This window comes from Pristimantibacillus sp. PTI5 (assembly GCF_048572955.1).
GTDB lineage: Bacteria > Bacillota > Bacilli > Paenibacillales > Paenibacillaceae > Pristimantibacillus.
Genome location: NZ_CP183886.1, coordinates 5,588,705 through 5,608,007, shown reverse-complemented (window position 1 = coordinate 5,608,007; position 19,303 = coordinate 5,588,705). Strand labels below are relative to the sequence as shown.

12 protein-coding genes are annotated in these 19,303 nt (G+C 50.1%); 4 read left to right on the top strand and 8 right to left on the bottom strand.

Annotation, left to right across the window (positions count from 1 at the left end):
- Position 1 precedes the first annotated feature (1 nt).
- The 6 genes from ACN6MW_RS24790 to ACN6MW_RS24765 all read right to left on the bottom strand — a co-directional run bounded on the left by ACN6MW_RS24790 (position 2) and on the right by ACN6MW_RS24765 (position 10,886).
- Entirely contained in the window at positions 2-2,569 is a 2,568-nt protein-coding gene (locus ACN6MW_RS24790) for a DUF5696 domain-containing protein (protein WP_419872529.1), read from the bottom strand.
- A gap of 4 nt (positions 2,570-2,573) precedes the next feature.
- On the bottom strand, positions 2,574-4,637 hold the full coding sequence (locus ACN6MW_RS24785) for a YIP1 family protein (protein WP_419872528.1): 2,064 nt from the start codon (positions 4,635-4,637) through the stop codon (positions 2,574-2,576).
- Positions 4,638-4,657: 20 nt separating this feature from the next.
- Positions 4,658-5,530: a carbohydrate ABC transporter permease gene (locus ACN6MW_RS24780; protein ID WP_419872527.1), complete on the bottom strand. Its 873-nt coding sequence runs from the start codon at positions 5,528-5,530 to the stop codon at positions 4,658-4,660.
- Positions 5,531-5,532: 2 nt separating this feature from the next.
- Complete coding sequence (locus ACN6MW_RS24775; RefSeq protein WP_419876437.1) at positions 5,533-6,405, bottom strand: carbohydrate ABC transporter permease; 873 nt, start codon at positions 6,403-6,405, stop codon at positions 5,533-5,535.
- A 96-nt stretch (positions 6,406-6,501) separates the two neighbouring features.
- Complete coding sequence (locus tag ACN6MW_RS24770) at positions 6,502-9,396, bottom strand: extracellular solute-binding protein (protein ID WP_419872526.1); 2,895 nt, start codon at positions 9,394-9,396, stop codon at positions 6,502-6,504.
- Positions 9,397-9,494: 98 nt separating this feature from the next.
- On the bottom strand, positions 9,495-10,886 hold the full coding sequence (locus tag ACN6MW_RS24765) for an ABC transporter substrate-binding protein (protein WP_419872525.1): 1,392 nt from the start codon (positions 10,884-10,886) through the stop codon (positions 9,495-9,497).
- A 553-nt stretch (positions 10,887-11,439) separates the two neighbouring features.
- Between ACN6MW_RS24765 and tlp the strand changes: the two genes are divergently transcribed.
- A complete protein-coding gene (gene tlp / locus ACN6MW_RS24760) occupies positions 11,440-11,655 on the top strand; it encodes a small acid-soluble spore protein Tlp (protein WP_364142055.1) in 216 nt (71 codons plus the stop codon).
- Positions 11,656-11,763: 108 nt separating this feature from the next.
- Here the strand turns inward: tlp and ACN6MW_RS24755 are convergent, their stop codons facing one another.
- On the bottom strand, positions 11,764-12,630 hold the full coding sequence (locus ACN6MW_RS24755; RefSeq protein ID WP_419872524.1) for a MurR/RpiR family transcriptional regulator: 867 nt from the start codon (positions 12,628-12,630) through the stop codon (positions 11,764-11,766).
- Positions 12,631-12,742: 112 nt separating this feature from the next.
- A complete protein-coding gene (locus ACN6MW_RS24750; protein WP_419872523.1) occupies positions 12,743-13,756 on the bottom strand; it encodes a phosphotransferase in 1,014 nt (337 codons plus the stop codon).
- A gap of 194 nt (positions 13,757-13,950) precedes the next feature.
- On the opposite strand from ACN6MW_RS24750, the gene ACN6MW_RS24745 reads away from it, so the two are divergent.
- From ACN6MW_RS24745 to ACN6MW_RS24735, 3 genes are all read left to right on the top strand, one after another.
- Positions 13,951-15,528, top strand: a complete 1,578-nt coding sequence (locus ACN6MW_RS24745; RefSeq protein ID WP_419872522.1) for an FAD-dependent oxidoreductase — start codon at positions 13,951-13,953, stop codon at positions 15,526-15,528.
- Positions 15,529-15,699: 171 nt separating this feature from the next.
- Positions 15,700-18,402 (top strand): family 10 glycosylhydrolase, encoded by a 2,703-nt coding sequence (locus tag ACN6MW_RS24740; protein ID WP_419872521.1) that lies wholly within the window; start codon positions 15,700-15,702, stop codon positions 18,400-18,402.
- Between the two features lie 25 nt (positions 18,403-18,427).
- On the top strand, positions 18,428-19,249 hold the full coding sequence (locus tag ACN6MW_RS24735; RefSeq protein WP_419872520.1) for a creatininase family protein: 822 nt from the start codon (positions 18,428-18,430) through the stop codon (positions 19,247-19,249).
- Positions 19,250-19,303: the final 54 nt, after the last annotated feature.

Here is a 19,303-nt window from a genome sequence, read left to right as displayed (position 1 = left end):
CTTATCCCCCCTTAACCAAGTAATCATTTGCTTTGATCGTCACGCCTTCGACAGCGGCAGCAGCCCCGCCGTAATTGACGAAAACCGTTAAGCCGTTCTCGTATACGGTTTTGTAGACGCGTTCCGCCAGTTTTTCGTGCTTCAATATGCTCTGTCCTCGAACCTGCTTTAACACTTCGTTTACCTCGCCGTAGGCTTGAACAGCTTCATCGAACCATTGCTCGTAATGGTTCGAGTAAAGATAGCTGAACCTGGTTTCCTTCAATACGGACGGTTCCTCATAGAACCAGTTGAAGTAGACGTTTGAGCCGGTCTCGAGCGATCGCAGCACATTCGAATGGACCTGCTGGTCATCTGCGGTGTTGTAAGCCTTTCCCGCATATTCGATATAGCCGTGCAGCACCATTTGGATAAAGGGTACGGATTCACCGGCCAGCTGGTATTCATTGCTCGTTTGCGGCAGGTTAAGAATATGCGATGCGTAAGGAAGCGCATAGGCATTTCCCCCGTTGACCAAAATGTCAGGCGACTGCGATGAAATGGCTTGAAGCTGGGCTGTGACGATCCGCTTCGCGTCTTCTCTGGTCACCTCTGCATTTCTGCGGAAATCGGAATAAAGCTCGGAGCCCAAATCCCTTAAGGAGATCGATCCGGGATTCAGCTTCTTGAAATCCGACAGGAATCCATTCACCGTAGAGGCGAGCCTTCTAGGCGTTAGCAAATAATGCGACAACAGCTCGTTATGCTTAAAATAAGCGGCACGGTCGAACTCATATATTTTCGCGTACCGGCGGGAGATGTACTGTGCCGAGTCTTTGTTCGGACTGAATTTCCCGGAATTGCTATACACATGCAGGAACGCCGCATCAGGGTAAAATCCGCCGCCGCTCTTCAGGAGTTTCTCCGCTAAGCGGTTCCATTCGTCTTTGCTTCCAATGACGCGATCCATTTCGATTTCCGATGCGATCGTATGGTTTAAGCCTTCATTAAACCAGCCATCGTATCGAAGCCGGACATTCTGAATTTGTTTGTCGCGAAGCTGATCGACGAGATTGCCCGCTTCCTTCAAATCCGTAAGGGGGACCAGCGATTCGTAAGGAAAGCCGAGCAGGTTTTTCTTTTTCGGAATGCTGCCGGTAAGCTCCAGATAAAACGGCGTATCTCCCTCCGCCTTCAGCTTGGTCAGTCCATGCGTCTTCTCAAGGTAAGCACGGTAGCTGGCTGCCATTCCGGAATAATCCGCCTGATCCCCGCTTAACAGGGAATAACGGATTTTTAGCTTACCCTTATACGTTTCCTTCGGCGTTTTGTGCATGATCTCGTTATTGCTGAGACGCACCTCATCCTTAGGCAAAATAAGAAATTGGGCCGCAACCGTATTAAACTCATGCAATCGCCCGCTTATGTCCGCGGACAGCTTGGCGAGGGCATCTCCCTCCTCGATTACGGCGAGAAAGGCCGCATCGTTCTTCTTCATCCCGAATACCGGCAACCGGTTTGGCTCAAGCGTGTTGAACTTCTCCCTTACATAGATCGAGCTGTCTTCGCCGTATATCGGGATCAGGATGGGCTGTGCCTGAATATTGCCGCTGTTGAAGCGGATAAGCGTGCCCGACCCGTCGGGCACAAAGATATAGCCGGCATCCTGTCGCCCTGCCGCGCCAAAATTCTCCAGCAAGCTGATCGAATGGATGCGATAAGGAGGCGTATCCTCCGTAAGGGATGCCGTATCGATGGAAGCGATCAAGTCACGGCCATCCAGTGTATAGTAAACCGTTGCCGAAAATTTCGGATTGGCCGCCTGCGCAGCTTCTCCGCTGCCTGCGTCGCCGTTATCGATGGCAAGATCCTCTTCCGTATATTCCACTTTTTCGAAGAGGGCCAGCAATTTCTTCATCACGGCTTTTGGAATTTCCCGGCGCTCGTACAGGCTTTTCTCTTCATTAAATTTATACCTGACCTTCAGCTGTTCTTGATCGGCCGGATCCTCCAAGCGCTTCAGCAATCTCTCCTCGAACCGTTCCTTGCCCACCGTCTGCGGAATCGATTCAAGCCCCTTTTCGGGATCTCCGAATAGGTACGTGACTGCTAACCCGGCATCGGATTGTTTAATCTCGAACTGTTTAAACTTCACGCTGTTGTTATAGCTGTCGTAATCCTTGTTCTGTCCGTTTTGCGTCAGGTAGACGAACGAAATTTGCGAGGCTAGTTTCCCCTTTAAGTAAGGGGAAGCGAGTTTATCCTCCGCACTGTCCGGATTCGACCGCCAAATTTGACCGCTTTGTTTATCAAGGACCGCAATCTCTGCCGTTGTCCGGCTGATATAGAGCCGAAGCTCGTCGTTCTCAAGCGCCGGATCAAGTCCGTCGATTCGGGGCTCTGCATGGGCCGACGCGTCCATGGCTCGGAGTGAAGCATCCGGTATACCGTTATCCGAATCGGAAGGCTCCGTTACAGCAGCAGGGATCTCGGCGTTTTCGGACGAGCCAGCCATGCAGGCTGACAGCGAAAGCATGGCAACCAGCAGGGACAATGCCATCCCTTTCCGCAAAATATTGTGAGTCGTCATGGCATTATCCCTCCCCTAATCTGAACATCGCTTCTTTATAGATCGTAGCCGCGAAGGAAAGCATCTGCTGCGCCAAACTGAAGAAAAGCAAGCCGAGGAAAATGATGATGCCCATCACGATCATCGTCAGAATCATCGTCATGACGGTTTTGCCTACCGTATATTGGTGAACAGTAAGCATGCCGACAAACAGTAAGCCGAAAAACCACAGGAATCCGAGCGATTCCAGCAAGCGGTAGAAAGAGCCCTCCTGGACCGTAATCACATTGGATAATAAGATAAGCGGAATTTGCATCAGTATGACCGGTATGAGCGCATATGCAGTCGCCATTACGATCTCCTTGAATTTCCCTTCGCCGTCCATCAGAGTCGTCATGGACCAGTTGGCGATGCACCATAAAAAAAACGGGAGAACGATGAACTTGATCTCATCGAGCAAATTGACGCTCTCCGCATTAACGCTGGGATTAAAAATAAATCCGGTAAACTGCCTCTTCATGACGTAAAGAAGGGAAAGAACGAGCAGCAGCAAGAGCGCGAACCAAACCTTCCCTTTTTTCTCGAACTTCAGCTCCCAGAAACCGTTAAACGGATGGAAGATCGTATACCACCCCATCCCGGCGACTCCCGGCTCTGTTTCCCTTCTCTTCATCCATACTTTCGCCGTTATGAGCAGAACCGCGACGGCGATTACGCTTGCCGCGATTTTCCCGAAATGCTCCCACATGAAATCCTTTCGGTAGCGCTCGAAGGCCCGGGAATAATATTCACGGTGCATGCCAAGCTCGAAATGCTTCATCGCTTCATAATTATTCCCCTGCCTAAGCTCCGCTTTCCCGATTCCTAAATAAGCGATTTCCAGGTTATTGTTTAAAAGCAGCGCCTCGCGCCACTTCTCGACCGATTTCTCTTCCTCGCCCGTATCGTTAAAAATGACGGCATCCCGAATCACCTTCCCGTAGCGGGTCGGCTCGAATAGGACAAGCTGGTTCAAGCCTTTATCGAGCACGATCATCTTGTCGTCAAGCATGTCGATATCGGACGGCGTCTTAAAGGTACCGACCTGTTCGCCAAGGAGACCGTAAATATACATAAGCTTGCCTTCCCGGTCGTACGTAAATATCCGTCCTCGCGTGTTGTCCAAAATGCTGTAAATGCCGTTCCGGTCAAGGGAGACGCTTTGGATCGCGGACGTCCCGGATCTTGTGCCGCCGATACGGAACCTGACGTCCCCTTTCGGAGGATGGTAGCCCGTTCGCTTCAATACGTCTGTCCCGGAGGGATTCAGTCGCTTCACCGGCGCATCCGAAAACTCCTCGCTTGTCGTCGCGTAAATGAAGCCCTCGTTATCGATATCGACGTTGTTGAATTCGACGGGAATAAACAGCACCATCTTCGAACGCTGCTCCTTCGTCATGACACGCTTCCAGAACAAATCCGCGGCGCTGTAACGCACTTTATTGACACCCATAAATCCGGTGAATTCCCCTCCGGAATCGAACTGCATGATGCCGTTAAATACGCCCTTGCCTACAACGTAGAGCCGGCCTGCCGAATCGCCGACCAATTTAATCGGCTCATATACGAAGCTGTCTCCAAGCACTTCGCTTTCCGGCGCACCGATCACGCGGACCAGTCCGCCTTCCTTTGTCAGTTCGACGATACGTTTATTCCCCGTATCCGCAATGAAAAGATGTCCGTTTGAATGAACGAAGATCCCCTGCGGCGCGGAGAAGCCATCCGCCTTATCGCCGTTCTCAAACGTATCGATCGTTTGGATCACGCTTGCCTGTTCATTCAGTACGACGATCCGGTTATTCCCTGTATCGGCTACGTAAATATGATTGTCAGGTGTAACGTATAGATCTTCCGGCGATTTGAACGGTCCCGAGTTTAACTGTTCCCCTCCGATTTGCTTAACTGGCAAATAAGGCACGGGCGCCGGCTCGGGATCTCCCCACCAAGAATAGTTGTAGCCATCGTACGGCGCAGCGTGTACCGGCACTGAAATGCCAACCATTATCAGCAGTAGAGGGAAGAGCAGTAGATATTTACTAAATCGATTCATCGTAAGCCTCCCCTTTCCCATCATTCTTTCATGCCGGAGGTTGACATCGTTTGAATAACACTGCTCTGCGACAGCACAAAGATGAGAATCGGAACCGTTAGCAGCAGCAGCGTTGCTGCCATTGAAGGACCGGTCCGGACGATGCCTCCCGCCAAAATCTGGCTTAACGCATAATCGATCGTTTTGAGCTGCTCGCTGTAAATGTACATGGAGCCCGCCGCTCCGCCCGCTCCCCACAGGCCTTGGAACGAGAAGATAACGAGCGTAAGCCATGCGGGCTTGACGACAGGCATGACGACGCTCCAAAATATGCGGAATTCACTGCAGCCGTCGATTTGCGCAGCCTCCAGCAGCGCATCCGGAATTTGCTCCATGAACTGCTTCATGAGATAGAGCCCAAGCGAGGAGCCGATTGCCGGAATGATAACCGCCCAATGGGTATCCAGAAAGCCAAGCCACGACATCGTCATGTAATTCGTGATTTGCGTGACCGTTGCCGAGAACATGAGCGACAAGACTACGATCGAGAAGAGAATGCCCTTGCCTGGAAATTTCCGTTTGGCCAGCGGATACGCCGCAAGCGAAGCAATCAGAACGTGACCGGCCGTACCGACGATCGCGATAAAAAAGGTATTGAAGATATACCGGGTAAAGGGTACCCACGAGCCTGAAAGCAAATGATATAAGTCCGTAAAGTTCGTAAGCGTCGGATTCTTGACAAAAAAGTCCGGTGGAAACTTCAAAATTTCATTAATCGGCTTGAAGGCATTGCTGATGACAAAAACCAGCGGCATGGCCATAAAATAACCGACCGCTGCCAGGAGCAGAAACAAGGCGATATCGCCCGTCCATGAACGGCTGACTCTTTTCTTCTTAAAGCTAATAGGGATCACGCTTACTCACCGACCTTCGCCAGCAGCCTTCGCACGATGAGATTGGAACCGAGCATCATCGCGAACAGCACGGTCGCGATAGCCGACGCATAGCCCATCTCAAACCGAATGGAGCCGTAATCCATCAAATGCGTTACAATTGTGTGTCCCGCATATTTGACGCTGGGGAAGCCTGCCAAAGCGGTTGCCACCTCCGCAACGCCGAAGGAAGCCGTAATTTGAATGACCGCGCCGAACATGAGCATCGGCCTCATCGAAGGCAGCGTGATGAACCAAAGCTCCTGCCAGCGGTTGCGTATGCCGTCGATTGCTCCTGCCTCGAACAGCGTCTTGTCGAGACTCTGCAAACCTGCGATGAATGCAAGAAAGCTCGTTCCGAGGCTGAGCCAAAGCTGCACGACGATAATGATCGGTAGAATGTATTTCGGTGTCTTCAGCCAGAGGATCGGTTCCAATATCAAATGCCATTTCAAGAGAAAGGCATTGATATAACCGTAGGAATCGCTGCTGAACAAGAGCGTCCACACGATAAAGGCGCTGCCCGACAAAGCCGGAGCATAGAAGACTAACGTCGCGAAGGCTCTGATTTTGGGAGGAAACTCATTAATGATCCAAGCAAGCACAAAACATGCGATATAGCTGACAGGTCCCGTGATAGCCGCAAAAATCAACGTATTCTTCAAGGCAATAAGGAAAACATCGTCCCGGACGAATAATTGGGCGTAATTCCGCCAGCCTACCCATTGCGGAAACTCCAGCATATTAAAATTGGTGAAGCTGACCAGCAGCGATAAGCAAACGGGAAGGACGGTAAAAGTAAAAAAAATGAGGAAAAACGGCGCAAGCATGGCATATATGACCTTGTTCTTCTTCATTTCCTTCCATGTGTGATTCAACCGCGGCCGCGGTTTTCCGTTTCCCAGCCTAAGCTTGGTTTTCTTGACGAGTGGAATCATTTGGAGCCCTCCCTTCTACTTCGTCGGCAAATCGAACTCTTCACGCTTGATCGTGATTTCCTGATTGATCGTCCTGACATAGTTTTCAAGCGTTTCCCGCGGCTCGCTTCCCTCCGTGTACACCTCGTAAAAGGCATTGTAAATATGGCGGTCCAGCGAATAGCCTCCCGGAACAGCCGGCCTTCCGACGACCCATTCGAGCTCGTCAACGAGCTGGTTCAATTCCTTCGCCGACCAAGGAAGCTGCTGCAAAGCCTCTAAATTTGCCGCTGCATAGCGGGCAGATTCGCCCAGTATGGCCTCCATTTCGCGTCCGAACGTAACCTGCGCTTCCGTATCCGTCCACCATTTCATGAATGCCCAGCCGGCTTCTTTATTTTTGGCGTTTTTAAACATGACCGTTCCTGTCGCCGTGCTCATCGTGTCATGCCGTACGGTACCATCTACCGCCCGGGTTCCCGGTACCGCCACAAAATTCCATTGGCCTCTAATTTCCGGAGCAAAAATGGTCAAAAAGTTAAACGTCGTGTAATCCGCGATGCCGATCGGCATTTCGCCTGTCCGAAAACGGTTAATGAAGTCAAATTCGATCGGAAGCTTATAGTTGGTATAGAGCTCCGTCCACTTTTGGAACGTTTCAATGCCGATCGCCGAATCCAGGTCCGTTGCGATACCGTCTTCCTGATAAAACCGTCCGCCGTTTTGGTAGAGCATCGATTCAAATACGATATTTTGCGGCAGGGCCAGATCCATGTTGTGCTTCTGGAGCTCGGGAATGATCCGGTACATATCCTCCCACGTTTGCGGAACGTCCAGATTCAGCTCCTCCAAAATATCCTTGCGATAAAACAGCATCGGGAACGACTGCGTCTCCGGAAGCGCGTAAACCCCGTCCTGATAATCAAAGCTGGCAAAAGCACTGCCCATGAACCGTTCTCGCACCTTATCGAACTCCGGGAAAGCGGATAAATCCTGCAGCGCGTTTCGCATCGCAAAGTTAATGACATCCGATTGCGTCAACGCAATATCGGGACCCTTCCCTGCCAGCGTCGCAGGCAGAACGACCGCAGGATTGACAAGCTGCAAATTGACCGATATGCCGGTTTGCGGAGTAAAGGAATTATCGATCATGGAGCGAAGCAATTGCGCCTGGTCCCGGCCTGCCGCAATCCATACGGTTACTGCCTTATCATCTTTCTTTTCGTTGCTGATATGGCTGTAATCCTCGGAAAACGATCTTGCAAACGACATAACCTCATGAACGGATTTGCCGATCATTCCGGTGCTTACCTTCGGAAGAGGAACGTCCGGCGATTTGAAAAATAAGTAATCGACCTCAAGCGGCTGCTGATTAACGGTAAGCAGCCATGTCCCGAGCGCCGTAACATTGTCCTTGAAGCTCTTAAGCCGCGAGGTTAACGTCTCGGTGCGGCTGCCTAGATCCTTCAATTGATAGGAGGTTGTTCTCAGTATGGTGGTGCTGGCGCTCGTTCCTCCGACCATCTCATCCATCCGGTCCGCTGCGGCGGTAAGCAAATCGCTTTGCTCCTCGAACACCTTCTGCAGCTCGGGGATTTTCTTCTCCAGCTCGTAATCGCGGAGAGGATCTGGCGAAGCGGAAGTAATCATGATGATTTTGAGATATAGAGCGTTCAACTGCTGGATGCTCGAGCGCACCATGCGGATCGTTTCCGCCAAGTCACCCATCGTAAGCTCCAGCTTGATTTGATGCTTCCCTTTCGTTAGATAAAATAAAAACGGTTTTCCGTCCACGCCCGGCGTTCCGATTTGCCATGCCCCGTTATAACGAAACGGTATAGCGTCGGCCTCTTTGAAGGGTATTTTCCCGTCAATGGCCAGCTCCCTCACTACGTTGACGCCTCTGACCGTATTTTGCTTATACCTGAGACCGAATTCATAGAGTCCGTCCTTCGGAATATTTACTTCCCACGAAATCCACTGGCCGGGAATTTTCCAATTGACGCCTCCGATCGTATTCATTCTAATTTTCGATACATGATAGGGTTCCGTTCCCGGACTGGAACGATCGTTAAGCGGGTACAAGGATGGATTCGATTTGAACGCGGCGTCCTCGCCCTGAAACTTGATAAACAAGCCGTTCGTCGTTTCATAACCGAGCTCTTGGTAGGTTTGCGCTATGCTCGCATAGGTGGGGATTACTTCTTGTTGAAAAAGCGTCAAATAGTCTATGATCATCGGTTCTCTAAGAGAAACGAGTGAAATTCGATGTTGGCCTTTGGATAGATAAAAGGAAAAGGGCTCTCTGTAATAACCTTCCGCATCACGCAATATTCGCTCCTGCCACTGCGGGCTTTCGACCTGTCTCGGTCTCAAATCATTCTGTTTGGCATCCTGCTCCAGCATGTTCAGCTCATTGCGCCATACCCGCGAAAATACGAGCCTCGAAGCTTCCTCAAAAGGAACCTTCCCGTCTATGAGGAGTTCTCTTTCTATGGGGGACGTGTTACCCGCCATCGGAAAATAACGCAAGCCGATATGATATAACCCGTCTTCCGGCACATCAATATCCCAGTGGATAGCTCCCGAATCTGTCGTTGCGACGACAGGTGTCGCAGCACCCTCGTAATCTTCCATAGCGCTAATCTTCATGCCATCGGAAGCGGCGTAAGACTCTGCTTCAATCCTTTGCGTGCCGGAAGGATGCCGCTCGTTAGCATATTTCGCTGCATAATCCTCATAGCGATTGCCCGCCGAAGCGAGAACGGCTGTCTTCTTCTCGATTTGATCCGAAGATGCTTGGACCGTCCCCAATACGTGATCGCTGCCTGATGATCGGCTCGCAGGAACGATGGAGACGATTATCACGAGCATGACCAGGGCCAACAGGGCGCCGATCCATCTCTTTGTCTTCCTGGTTACCTTCAGCATGCGAACCCCTCTTTCTTTTTCAAATGGCCGTCCATATAAAAGGACGGGAATCCCTCGTCGGGATTCCCTGCGATGCTGCTTTATAAACGTTTCCTTTTTTACTGCGCTGCCGGTGCTTGCGTATTCAGTTCTTTATCGATCGCATCTTGGGCGATTTGTTTATTGCGCTCCAGCACGGTTTCTGGCGACTCGCCCCGATTCGCAATCGAATAGGAAATATCGCCTAAAGCTCCGCCAAGCGGGAGAAAGATCGGCTGTGCGTATTTAAGTGAATCGAGCATGACTTCAATGTCGCTTTCATCGGCAAGCAGTTGTTTCTCCGCTTCCTCGCGGTTAATCGGCTCTACTCGATCCCACATTTGAATCTGTTCCCAGATATAGGCTTTTTCTTTTGCTCTTTTTACGATTGCCGGAATATAGAACTGCACGTAATTTTCGATGCTGCCTTGCCATTTCGTTGCTTTCGGCCCTTTCGGGAAATAAACGAAGCCTTGTTCGTCCGTCATCGTCGTTCTGGTTGCGCCTTCCCATACCTCGCCTGTTACCATAGCTGCTTTGCCGGAGTTAAACATCGTCTGCGAATCATTATAATCCTCGAAGTTCTCGTTTTTGTTGGGAGCGACGACCTTATGCACATTAAACAAATCGCTGTAGAAGCGAAGAGCTTCTAATAAGTTCGGATCGTCATAATTGAAAACATGCTTGCCGTCTTTTTGCTGGATAAATGCGGAGTCGTTGGAATGGATGATGATCCGGGACAGATTGCCCGCGATATTGGTCATGCCCCATTGGTCGGTTACGCCGTCGCCGTTCGTATCTTTTGTGGCTTTTTTGGCGATGTCGAGGAAAGCGTCCCATGTCCATTTGTCTTGCGCGATTAATTCATGGGGATCGGGCAGGCCTTCCCGCTCAAATAATGTTTTGTTGTAGTAGATCCCGGAGGCGTTATTGATATTGGAGGTAAAGCCGTACATTTTTCCGTTTACCGAACCGTGCTGCTTCAAGCCTTCCGGCCATTTCGGATCGTCAAAATCGAAGAAATCATCTACGGGCATAAACAATCCCTGGTTGATGGCCGGCACGGCGAAATAGTAATCCAAAGGCACGATATCGGCTGCTGACTCGCCGGAAAGCGCGGCATTCGTAACCATTTTTATGTTTTCGCCCCAAGGCACCTTTTCCCATACGATTTTCACGTTATATTTTTCTTCGGCAGCCCGCCACTTCTCCAGAGTAGCCGCGCCTTCCGGCGTTTCCTCGGACGGACCGTCGATCCAGTGTATAATTTTCAGCGTCTCGCCGTTCATGTCGATCACAGGCTCTTCGACCGCTGGCGGCGCTTCCGTCGGAGCTGCCGTTTCGGGAGTCGCATCATTCGTGGGTTTATTTGTTGGCGTTTCATTTCCGTTACCGGAGCCTTTGCTGCATGCCGATACAAAAACGAGCGTAACCGCCAATAGAATCACAGCCAATAATTTCATTTTTCGCATAGCTTTACCCCTCCAATGGATGAAATGCAAGAGCACGCTCTCACCTTACATTTGCTGCGATTTGGCTTTATTCTGGTCATCCCTCCCCGTTATCGGTTCAAGTTCTAACCCCTCATCGATGCATGCTTGCCCATTGTGTTTGGAAGGTCTGCGGCTGCGTTTTATGTGATTGTCTGGTTGGTTCGGATTGCGCTGCAATCATTGCTGCCAGGAAGTTCTTTCCTTTCCTGATCACAAGATATCATTATCGGAGGAAATATTCAACAATTTTATTTTTCGTGAAAAAAAGATCCTTTTTAAACGTCTGCTGCTTGTGAACGTAGACCTTAAAAATATTCGTTTCCCATGTGATTCTTCCTCCTTCATAGGAATACTTTTTAAATGGGGTCATCATGGAAATTTGCTCCACTATTAATTTATATATTAGAGAAAAATGCCTTTATTCTTATTGTCAGAAAATTGAATCATTCTTTTGATTACACTTTGTTGGCATAACCGAATATGATTTGGGTCATCTTAACAAAGTATTATTGCGAGGAGAGGAGGGATTACATTGGCAAAACCAGATAACCGTGCGGATAATGCCGTACATTTGCAGCAGCATATTGACAATACGGAAGCTAATTTGCAAGAGGCAGAGGAGTACTTAAACGAATTTGCGGATGAAATATCAGCTGACGAGAAAAATACGATCGAAGCCAAAAACGAACGCCGCAAAGAAAGCATTCAATCTTTCGCCGCGGAAAAGCAGGATGAGGCTGGACAGTAAACGATTGATTTCTTAAAACAAAAAAGGAACTGCCATTTGGCTGTTAAGCCATGTGGACAGTTCCTTCTTTTTTTGCGATACCTGCCTTTTGTTTAATTACGTTTGTTTTTAATAAAGTTTGTCTACAACGGAGCGTGCCGTTTTCTCCAGAGCTTCGGAGGCATTATTCTTCTTCTGGGAAAGCAGCGTGCACAAAATATCCAGCAAATGGATCTGCGTTATTTTTGTGGACAAGGATCCGCCTTCGGTTGGCATTTCCCGGGAAGGCACCAATAAAATCGTGTTGGCATGCGCCGTAATGGGAGAACGCATATGGCTGGTTAAGCAAATCACGTCTGCGCCGTTCGCTTTAGCCTGCCGGATCGGATCGACCAGATCCCGCGTGCTTCCGGAGGTCGATATGCCGAACACGACATCCCCTTTCTTCACAAGAGAAGCGGACATCGCAATGATATGGGAGTCCCTATGCGCCTCCACATTCATACCGATGCGCATCAGACGGTAATGAAGATCGAGCGCGGTGATTCCTGAAGAACCTACGCCGAATATATAAATTTTATCCGCGGCGAGCATCCGTTTCACGGCCCGATCCAAATCCGCGGGGTTAATAAGATCAAGCGTGTTTTTCAGCATCATCTCGTTGCGAAGCGTAATTTTCCGGGCTTTCGTCAGCGTATCGTCTGCTTCCTCGATTTCTACGTTCGAGTAAGAAGGCACATTGACGAGATCCTGCGCAATCGAAAGCTTGAACTCTTGGTATCCGCGGAAGCCAAGCTTGCGGCAAAACCGGATAACGGACGTTTCCCCTACCCCTGCCTGCTCGGATAAATCCGTAACTGTCGCCATGACGGCTTCTTCGGGATTGGATTTGACATAGTCGGCCACCTTTTTCTCCGCTTTTGTCAAGGATGTATAAATACTTGAAATCAATAAGAGTGTATTCGATTGATTGATTTTTTGACCGGCCGTCTTCATCGTTATCAGCTCGCTTCATAAGTATACTTACCTTACAGAATAGTTTAAGGAATGGCGCAATACAACAATAATATACATTTTTTGCGGCACATTCGATCGTTGGATTGCATCCCTAATTTCCCTGGTTCACCCATTCAGACCAAACCTCGATGTTGGCAGCGAGCTCCTTTAAGGATGAGAAGGTCAATTGTACCTGCTCGGTGCCTAAGCGCTGCTCCGATTCTCCGAAAATATCGGTTCTGAGCGATCGTCTCATATTGTACTCCAGCCAATCGAGCATGCCGCCCATCCTGCCGTAGAAGCCCTCCTCCACGTTAGTCAGGGCGTTCCCCCCCGCTTTTCGGTAGGCATTAATCATCGCCAAAAAAAGCTCTTTATTCACTTGGCCGGCGTCGAGCCCGCTCCAGCTTAAAGCCGCATCTAGAAGTTCCATCGTCGGATTTGTCGGACCTGCCGCTTCCCAATCGATAATATAGGGATGATACCGCTCCTTCCAAATGACGTTTTTTGGATTTAAATCGCGATGACCGACGGTCAGCCTCTGATTCAACACGCTGCTCGCGCCGACAAAGCGCTCGTTCCATACCAGCAGTTCCGGAAGTCCGCTGTCGATTTGCTGCGCCCAACGCTCCCCTTTCCGGATGCCCTCCTCGGCTAACGATTTCCAATGCTCCGGTCCAAAGGATTTCCAGACAGGGACAGGCTGCTCCCGGAAATTCATATGGTGAATGTTATGCAGCACCGTTCCGATCATGCTTGCGTGCTCCGTTCGACAGTCGCTAGGAGCCAGAACGGAACCGTCGATCCAATCAAACAGCATAACGGTCGTATCCGATATCTGGTTAAGAGGATTATCGTTAACTCTTTTTGCCGAAACGACGGGTATACCCGCCATGGCCGCTGCTGCCGCAATCCGCTCCGAAAGCATATAGTTCGCTATGACACCTTCTCTGGACATAATTTCAGGATTCAACAGCTTCAATGCAAAATGTCCGGTTGTCGTCCGCAATTCCCACATCCGGTGCAGCAAGCCTCCGGAGACTGGCTTAAGCTCGCCTACAGGTCGACCTATTTCGTAATGATCGCAAATCGCCGTAATCCATTGCATGTTGATATCCTGAGTCATCCTATTTCCTCCCCTGCCCCATCGTCACTGGCAAACGATAGGATAATGTTCCGAGATGGACACTGAAGCGCCCCATCCGCCAACGATAAGAAAAAGATATTTTTTTTAATTTTATCATAATAAGTGGATATAATCTCTATCCCATGATACGATATAGCAAATTTTCATTTCAAGTCTAGAAAGGCGGGAACGGGATGAAAAATCAATCGGGCACAGCAGACGTTATCGTTGTTGGCGGAGGGCTAGGCGGCTGCATGGCAGCACTGTCCGCAGCAAAGCTTGGCATGAACGTTATCTTAACCGAAGCCACGAATTGGATAGGCGGACAGCTGACCAGTCAGGCGGTTCCACCGGATGAGCATCCTTGGATCGAGAGCTTTGGCTGCACAAGCACCTACCGCGAGTTCCGCGACCGTATCCGGCGCTATTACAAGGAAAACTACCCGTTAACGGATACCGCCAAAAATAACGAGCGTTTGAATCCGGGCAATGGCTGGGTCAGCCGGCTCTGCCATGAGCCGAAAGCGGCGCTTCATGTACTGGAAGCCATGCTGGCTCCCTACATAAGCAGCGGACGCCTCACTCTTCTTCTCGGCTGGCAGGTTGAATCCGCGGAAACGAACGATGACCGCATTGATACTGTCCATATCAAGCATGCGGATGGAAGAATCAAGAAGCTGCACGGTTCCTACTATCTCGATGCGACGGAATGCGGCGACCTTCTCCCCCTTGCCGGGGTTGAATACGTTTCAGGTGCGGAAGCCAAAAGCGAGACCGGGGAGCCGCACGCGCTCGATTTTGCCGATGCCCTCGATATGCAGTCTTTTACGTATGTATTTGCGCTCGATCATATCGAGAACGGAAATTTCACGATTGCAAAGCCGGAGCAATATGACTTTTGGCGGAGCTTCATACCCGCGCATTCGCGGTTTCCTTTGTTCGGCTGGAAAATGGGAGATATACATGACCCGAGCATCGATAAAGAGATCGTCTTCCTACCGGATGGCAAGGAGCCGATGCCGTTCTGGACTTACCGGCGCATCTTGGACCGTTCCTTATTTTCGGAAGGATTTCTTGAAAGCGACATCACCTTAATTAACTGGGCACAAAACGATTATTATTTGGGACCGATCTATGGCGTATCGGAGGAAGAAAGACAAACGCATCTGAAGGGAGCGCGCCAGCAAAGCTTGGCGCTCGTTTATTGGCTGCAAACCGAGGCGCCCCGGCCGGATGGCGGCAAAGGCTATCCCGGCCTTAGGCTTCGCGGGGATGTGCTGGGTACCGAAGACGGCATCGCCAAGCATCCCTATATCCGGGAATCGCGCAGAATTAAAGCGGTCTACACCATTACGGAGCATGACGTAAGCCTTGAAATTCGGGGAACCGAGGGCATAAAGCGGTATGAGGACAGCGTAGGGGTCGGAAGCTATCATCTGGATCTTCATACCACCACGAAATCCAACCGCGGCTTCTTTATTCCCAGCCTGCCCTACGAGATTCCTCTCGGAGCATTCCTGCCGATCCGGGTGAAAAATCTGCTCCCGGCTTGCAAAAATATTGGAACGACCCAAATCACGAACGGCTGTTACCGGCTTCACCCGACGGAATGGAATATCGGGGAAGCTGCCGGCTATTTAGCTGCTTACTCCATGATGAATCAAGTCACCCCGCATGAGGTCCGCGAGAATAAGGAACATCTGAACGCTTTTCTAACCCTGATTACGAATCAAGGCATCGAGACGCATTGGCCGGATTCCATGAAGCTGTAGAACCAAATTAAAAATAAAATCCTCTTTTTATTTATTTTATGGAAAATCGCTCCGCTTGCTGTTACACTACTGCTAGAGATCATCCATCATGAACAGCCTACTTCATCCGAGAGGCGGTGAGCGGTCAGCGTTCTGTTTTATGCTTACAAATTAGAATTCGAGGTGTATGCCATGATGAGAAAACGATTGGTTCATTTCGTTCTTTGTATTCCCCTTCTTCTAATCAGCATTTCATCTACCGCTTTTTCCGAGTCCGCTTCATCGCCCCCTCCTTCCATCACGCTTGGAGATGGATCCACTCACAGGGTTGACCTGATTGATCAGGAGAGAGAAGACGGCAAGCTCTCCATCTTCACCCGAAACTATGGCAGTACGACGAAGCCCCCGCTCCCTCAAACAATGGAAGCCATCATCACTAACGATATTGTCACCGCAAAATACGCAGGCAGCACGAAAGGCACTTATATTCCTTCCAATGGATATGTATTATCCGGGACGGGAAGCGCCGCAGCCTTGATCGATCGCTTACAAATCGGCGATTCGATTACCGCGAACTTCCCTATCCCTATTTTTCCGAGCAAATATTTCATTCTAAACGGCGAGGTCGTACCGATCACGCAAGTCAATGCCGGACGAGGGGCAGCGGATATCGTTCTGTATTTGCCGGCCTACGGCCCAGCCACAAATACGAATCCGTGGGGTATGGATATCACGGTCGAAGGCGGTAAGGTAACGAGGATATCCGCCATGATGCAGGATGCGAGCGGCAATTGGGTCGATAATAGCTCGCCGATTCCCGCGGACGGATACGTCCTTTCCATTCAGGCTGAAAGTCCGTTCTACAATAAATTAAACGGAACTGTGCAGATAGGGGATGCGGTTGAATTGAATACGAGCAATGAAGTGCTGATTCAAGCCTCCAAAACAGCGTACGACGCCTTAAATCCCAAATCGAGAGAAGATAATCCGGGCGGCTGGGACGACGGAAGCAATGCGCCGTTCCCCGGTAACCGCGGAGCGGACCAGCTGATTGTTTACGACAGCAGCTATGGGGCATCAACCGGAACAAACCCTTGGGGATATGAGGTGATTGTGAATGCGGACGGCAAGGTGTCGCATGTCGGAGGCAATAATTCCAGCATTCCGCCCGGCGGCTATGTCTTGTCGGGTCACGGCGTCAAAGCGGGCTGGCTGAACGAGCAAGTATCCGTCGGCAGCACCTTTATCCTGCTGCCAGGCGAGAAGCAGGCGCTTTTTCTGTTCACTCCCGAATCCTACCTGGATAAAGCGCAATTAGGCATTGAAGCTGCGGAAGAAAAGCTTCTGCTCTCCAAGCAGCAGTTTCTTGACGTTAACTACGGCGGCATCGAGCAGCAAATCGCATCCGCGCAAGCAGGCATCGAAGAATTGAAGACCTCGATCGCGCAGGGGGATTTCGCTTCTTTTACGGAACGTTTTGCCACGCTGAACGAACAGATTGAAAAAGCCGCCTTCATGAGTTATGAATCACGTGCCGTGGATCACCGGTCCATTTGGATTCGTCCGAAGGAAACGAATCTGGAGCAGGTTCAGCAGCATATCGCCAAGCTGCATGCCTTAAATATCAACTCCATCTACCTTGAGACATGGTGGAACGGGTTCACGATTTACCCGACAAGCCATCCGCTTGCCGCTCAAAATCCGCTTTACGGCGGCTTCGACGTGCTGGATGCATATATGAAAGAAGCGGATAAAGCAGGCATCGAGGTGCATGCTTGGGTCGAGAACTTCCTGGTCGGCGTCGGGACCGCAGTCGGTCCAGTCAAAGCCTTAAAGCCCGAATGGTCCATGATCAGCAGAAAAGGCTATGATTACCAGGATGTTCCGCTCTACAATACGCAGTACTATTTTCTCAATCCGGCAAGGCCTGAAGTAAGAGATTTCATTTCGGAAATTTACAAGGAATTGCTGCAAAAATACGATGTTGACGGCTTGCATTTGGATTATATCCGCTATCCCGATGCCGGGGATTACACCAACGACTTCGGCTATGACTCCTATACGCGGGATCTGTTCAAGCAGCAGTACGGCGCCGATCCGATAGACCTGCATCCTGGCGATGTGCTGTGGCGCGAATGGGTTGATTTAAGAAAAAATACGATTAACGAGTTCGTTTACCGAATCTCCACCGAAGCGAAAAAGCTTAAGCCGGATATCCGGGTGTCCGCCGCCGTATGGCCGAACTACTTGAATGGACCGGAATTTATGCATCAGGAGCCAAAGGACTGGATAGCCAAAAATTATATTGATCAGCTCTTCCCTATGTCCTATCATCCGGATGCCACTTCGGTAGCCGCTGACTCGCTTAACTCCGTGGCGCTCGCGAACAACAAGGCATTGATCGTCATCGGAGTCGGAACGAATCTCGGCTTAACGAAGGAAATGCTCCTGAATCAAATTAACGACTCTATCGCTGTCGGCGCTTCCGGCTCCGCCTTGTTCGAATTCGAATCATTGTTCGAGAATGAATACGACAAGGCGCTTTTGGCGGGCCTTTACAGCAAGCCGGCCATCGTACCCGATAAAAATCCTTTGTTGTCCTTGAAAACGATCGTTTCCGAGATGCAGCGCAAGATCAAAACGATCTATGTTCCTTTTTACGGGATGCCAGACGGCAAAAAGTATGAGAAAGAGCTGGAGCAGCTTGAGAAAGCATGGAAAGATAAACAGGCGGCCAGCAAAGAAGGCAAAGAAAGCTTGAAAAAGATGAGCAAGCTGATGGAACGGATTGACGCGGACCGTTCGTTAAACGAGGAAGTAAAAAAGCGGATGAAAGCAGATCTAGGCTACCTTCAATCGATTATATCCGTCTATCTATCGAAAGTGCCAAATTAAGCTTAACGGGGAAAGGACGAACTCCATGTTATGGGAAAACTTAACCGTCAAGCAGTTTGAGGCCGCTCTCGAATCGACCGGCCGGGTATGCGTGCTGCCGATCGGCTGCCTCGAGAAGCATGGCGATCATCTGCCCCTTGGTACCGATATGATGATCGCGCGTGAAATCGCTGAAAAATCCGCCGAAATCGAACCCTTCGTCCTATTTCCATATTATATTTTCGGCCAGGTATCCGAGGTCAGGCATTATGCGGGCACCGTTGCTCTCAGCAGCGAGCTCCAGCTGCGCCTCTTGCAGGAAGTATGCAAGGAAATCAGGCGAAACGGCTTCCATAAGATCGTCTTGGCAAACGGGCATGGCGGCAACAATAACCTGCTTAGCTATTTTGTGCAGACGATGCTGGATGAAAGGAAGGATTATGTCGTATATGCGTATAACCTATGGGAATTAAACGCCGATCAGCTGGCGCATCTCGATCAAAGCTATGAAACGCCAGACGATTATGGCCATGCCGACCATATGGAAACCTCCCAAATCCTTCATATGAACCCTGATCTGGTCCATATGGATCGATTGAACCCGGGGGAGTGGGTATCCATGGAGCGCGGACGCCCGCTCACCGAACATAAGCTGTCCGCAGGTATTCACTGGTATATGGAGTTCCCGAATCAGATCGCGGGTGATCCCTCCCTTTCATCGGCTGCGTACGGCAAAGAATACATTTCGTTCTGTGCGGCTAATTTTGCCAAAGCGATCCATACCGTCAAAAATGATCATGACTCCTTAAAGCTGCAGACGGAGTTTTTTGACCGATGCGATGATGTAAGCAATATCCCTCAAGCGTAAGCGGCTGTCGCCGTCGGCATTGGCAAAAACGTAGTAAAAAATGGCAGTCCAGCG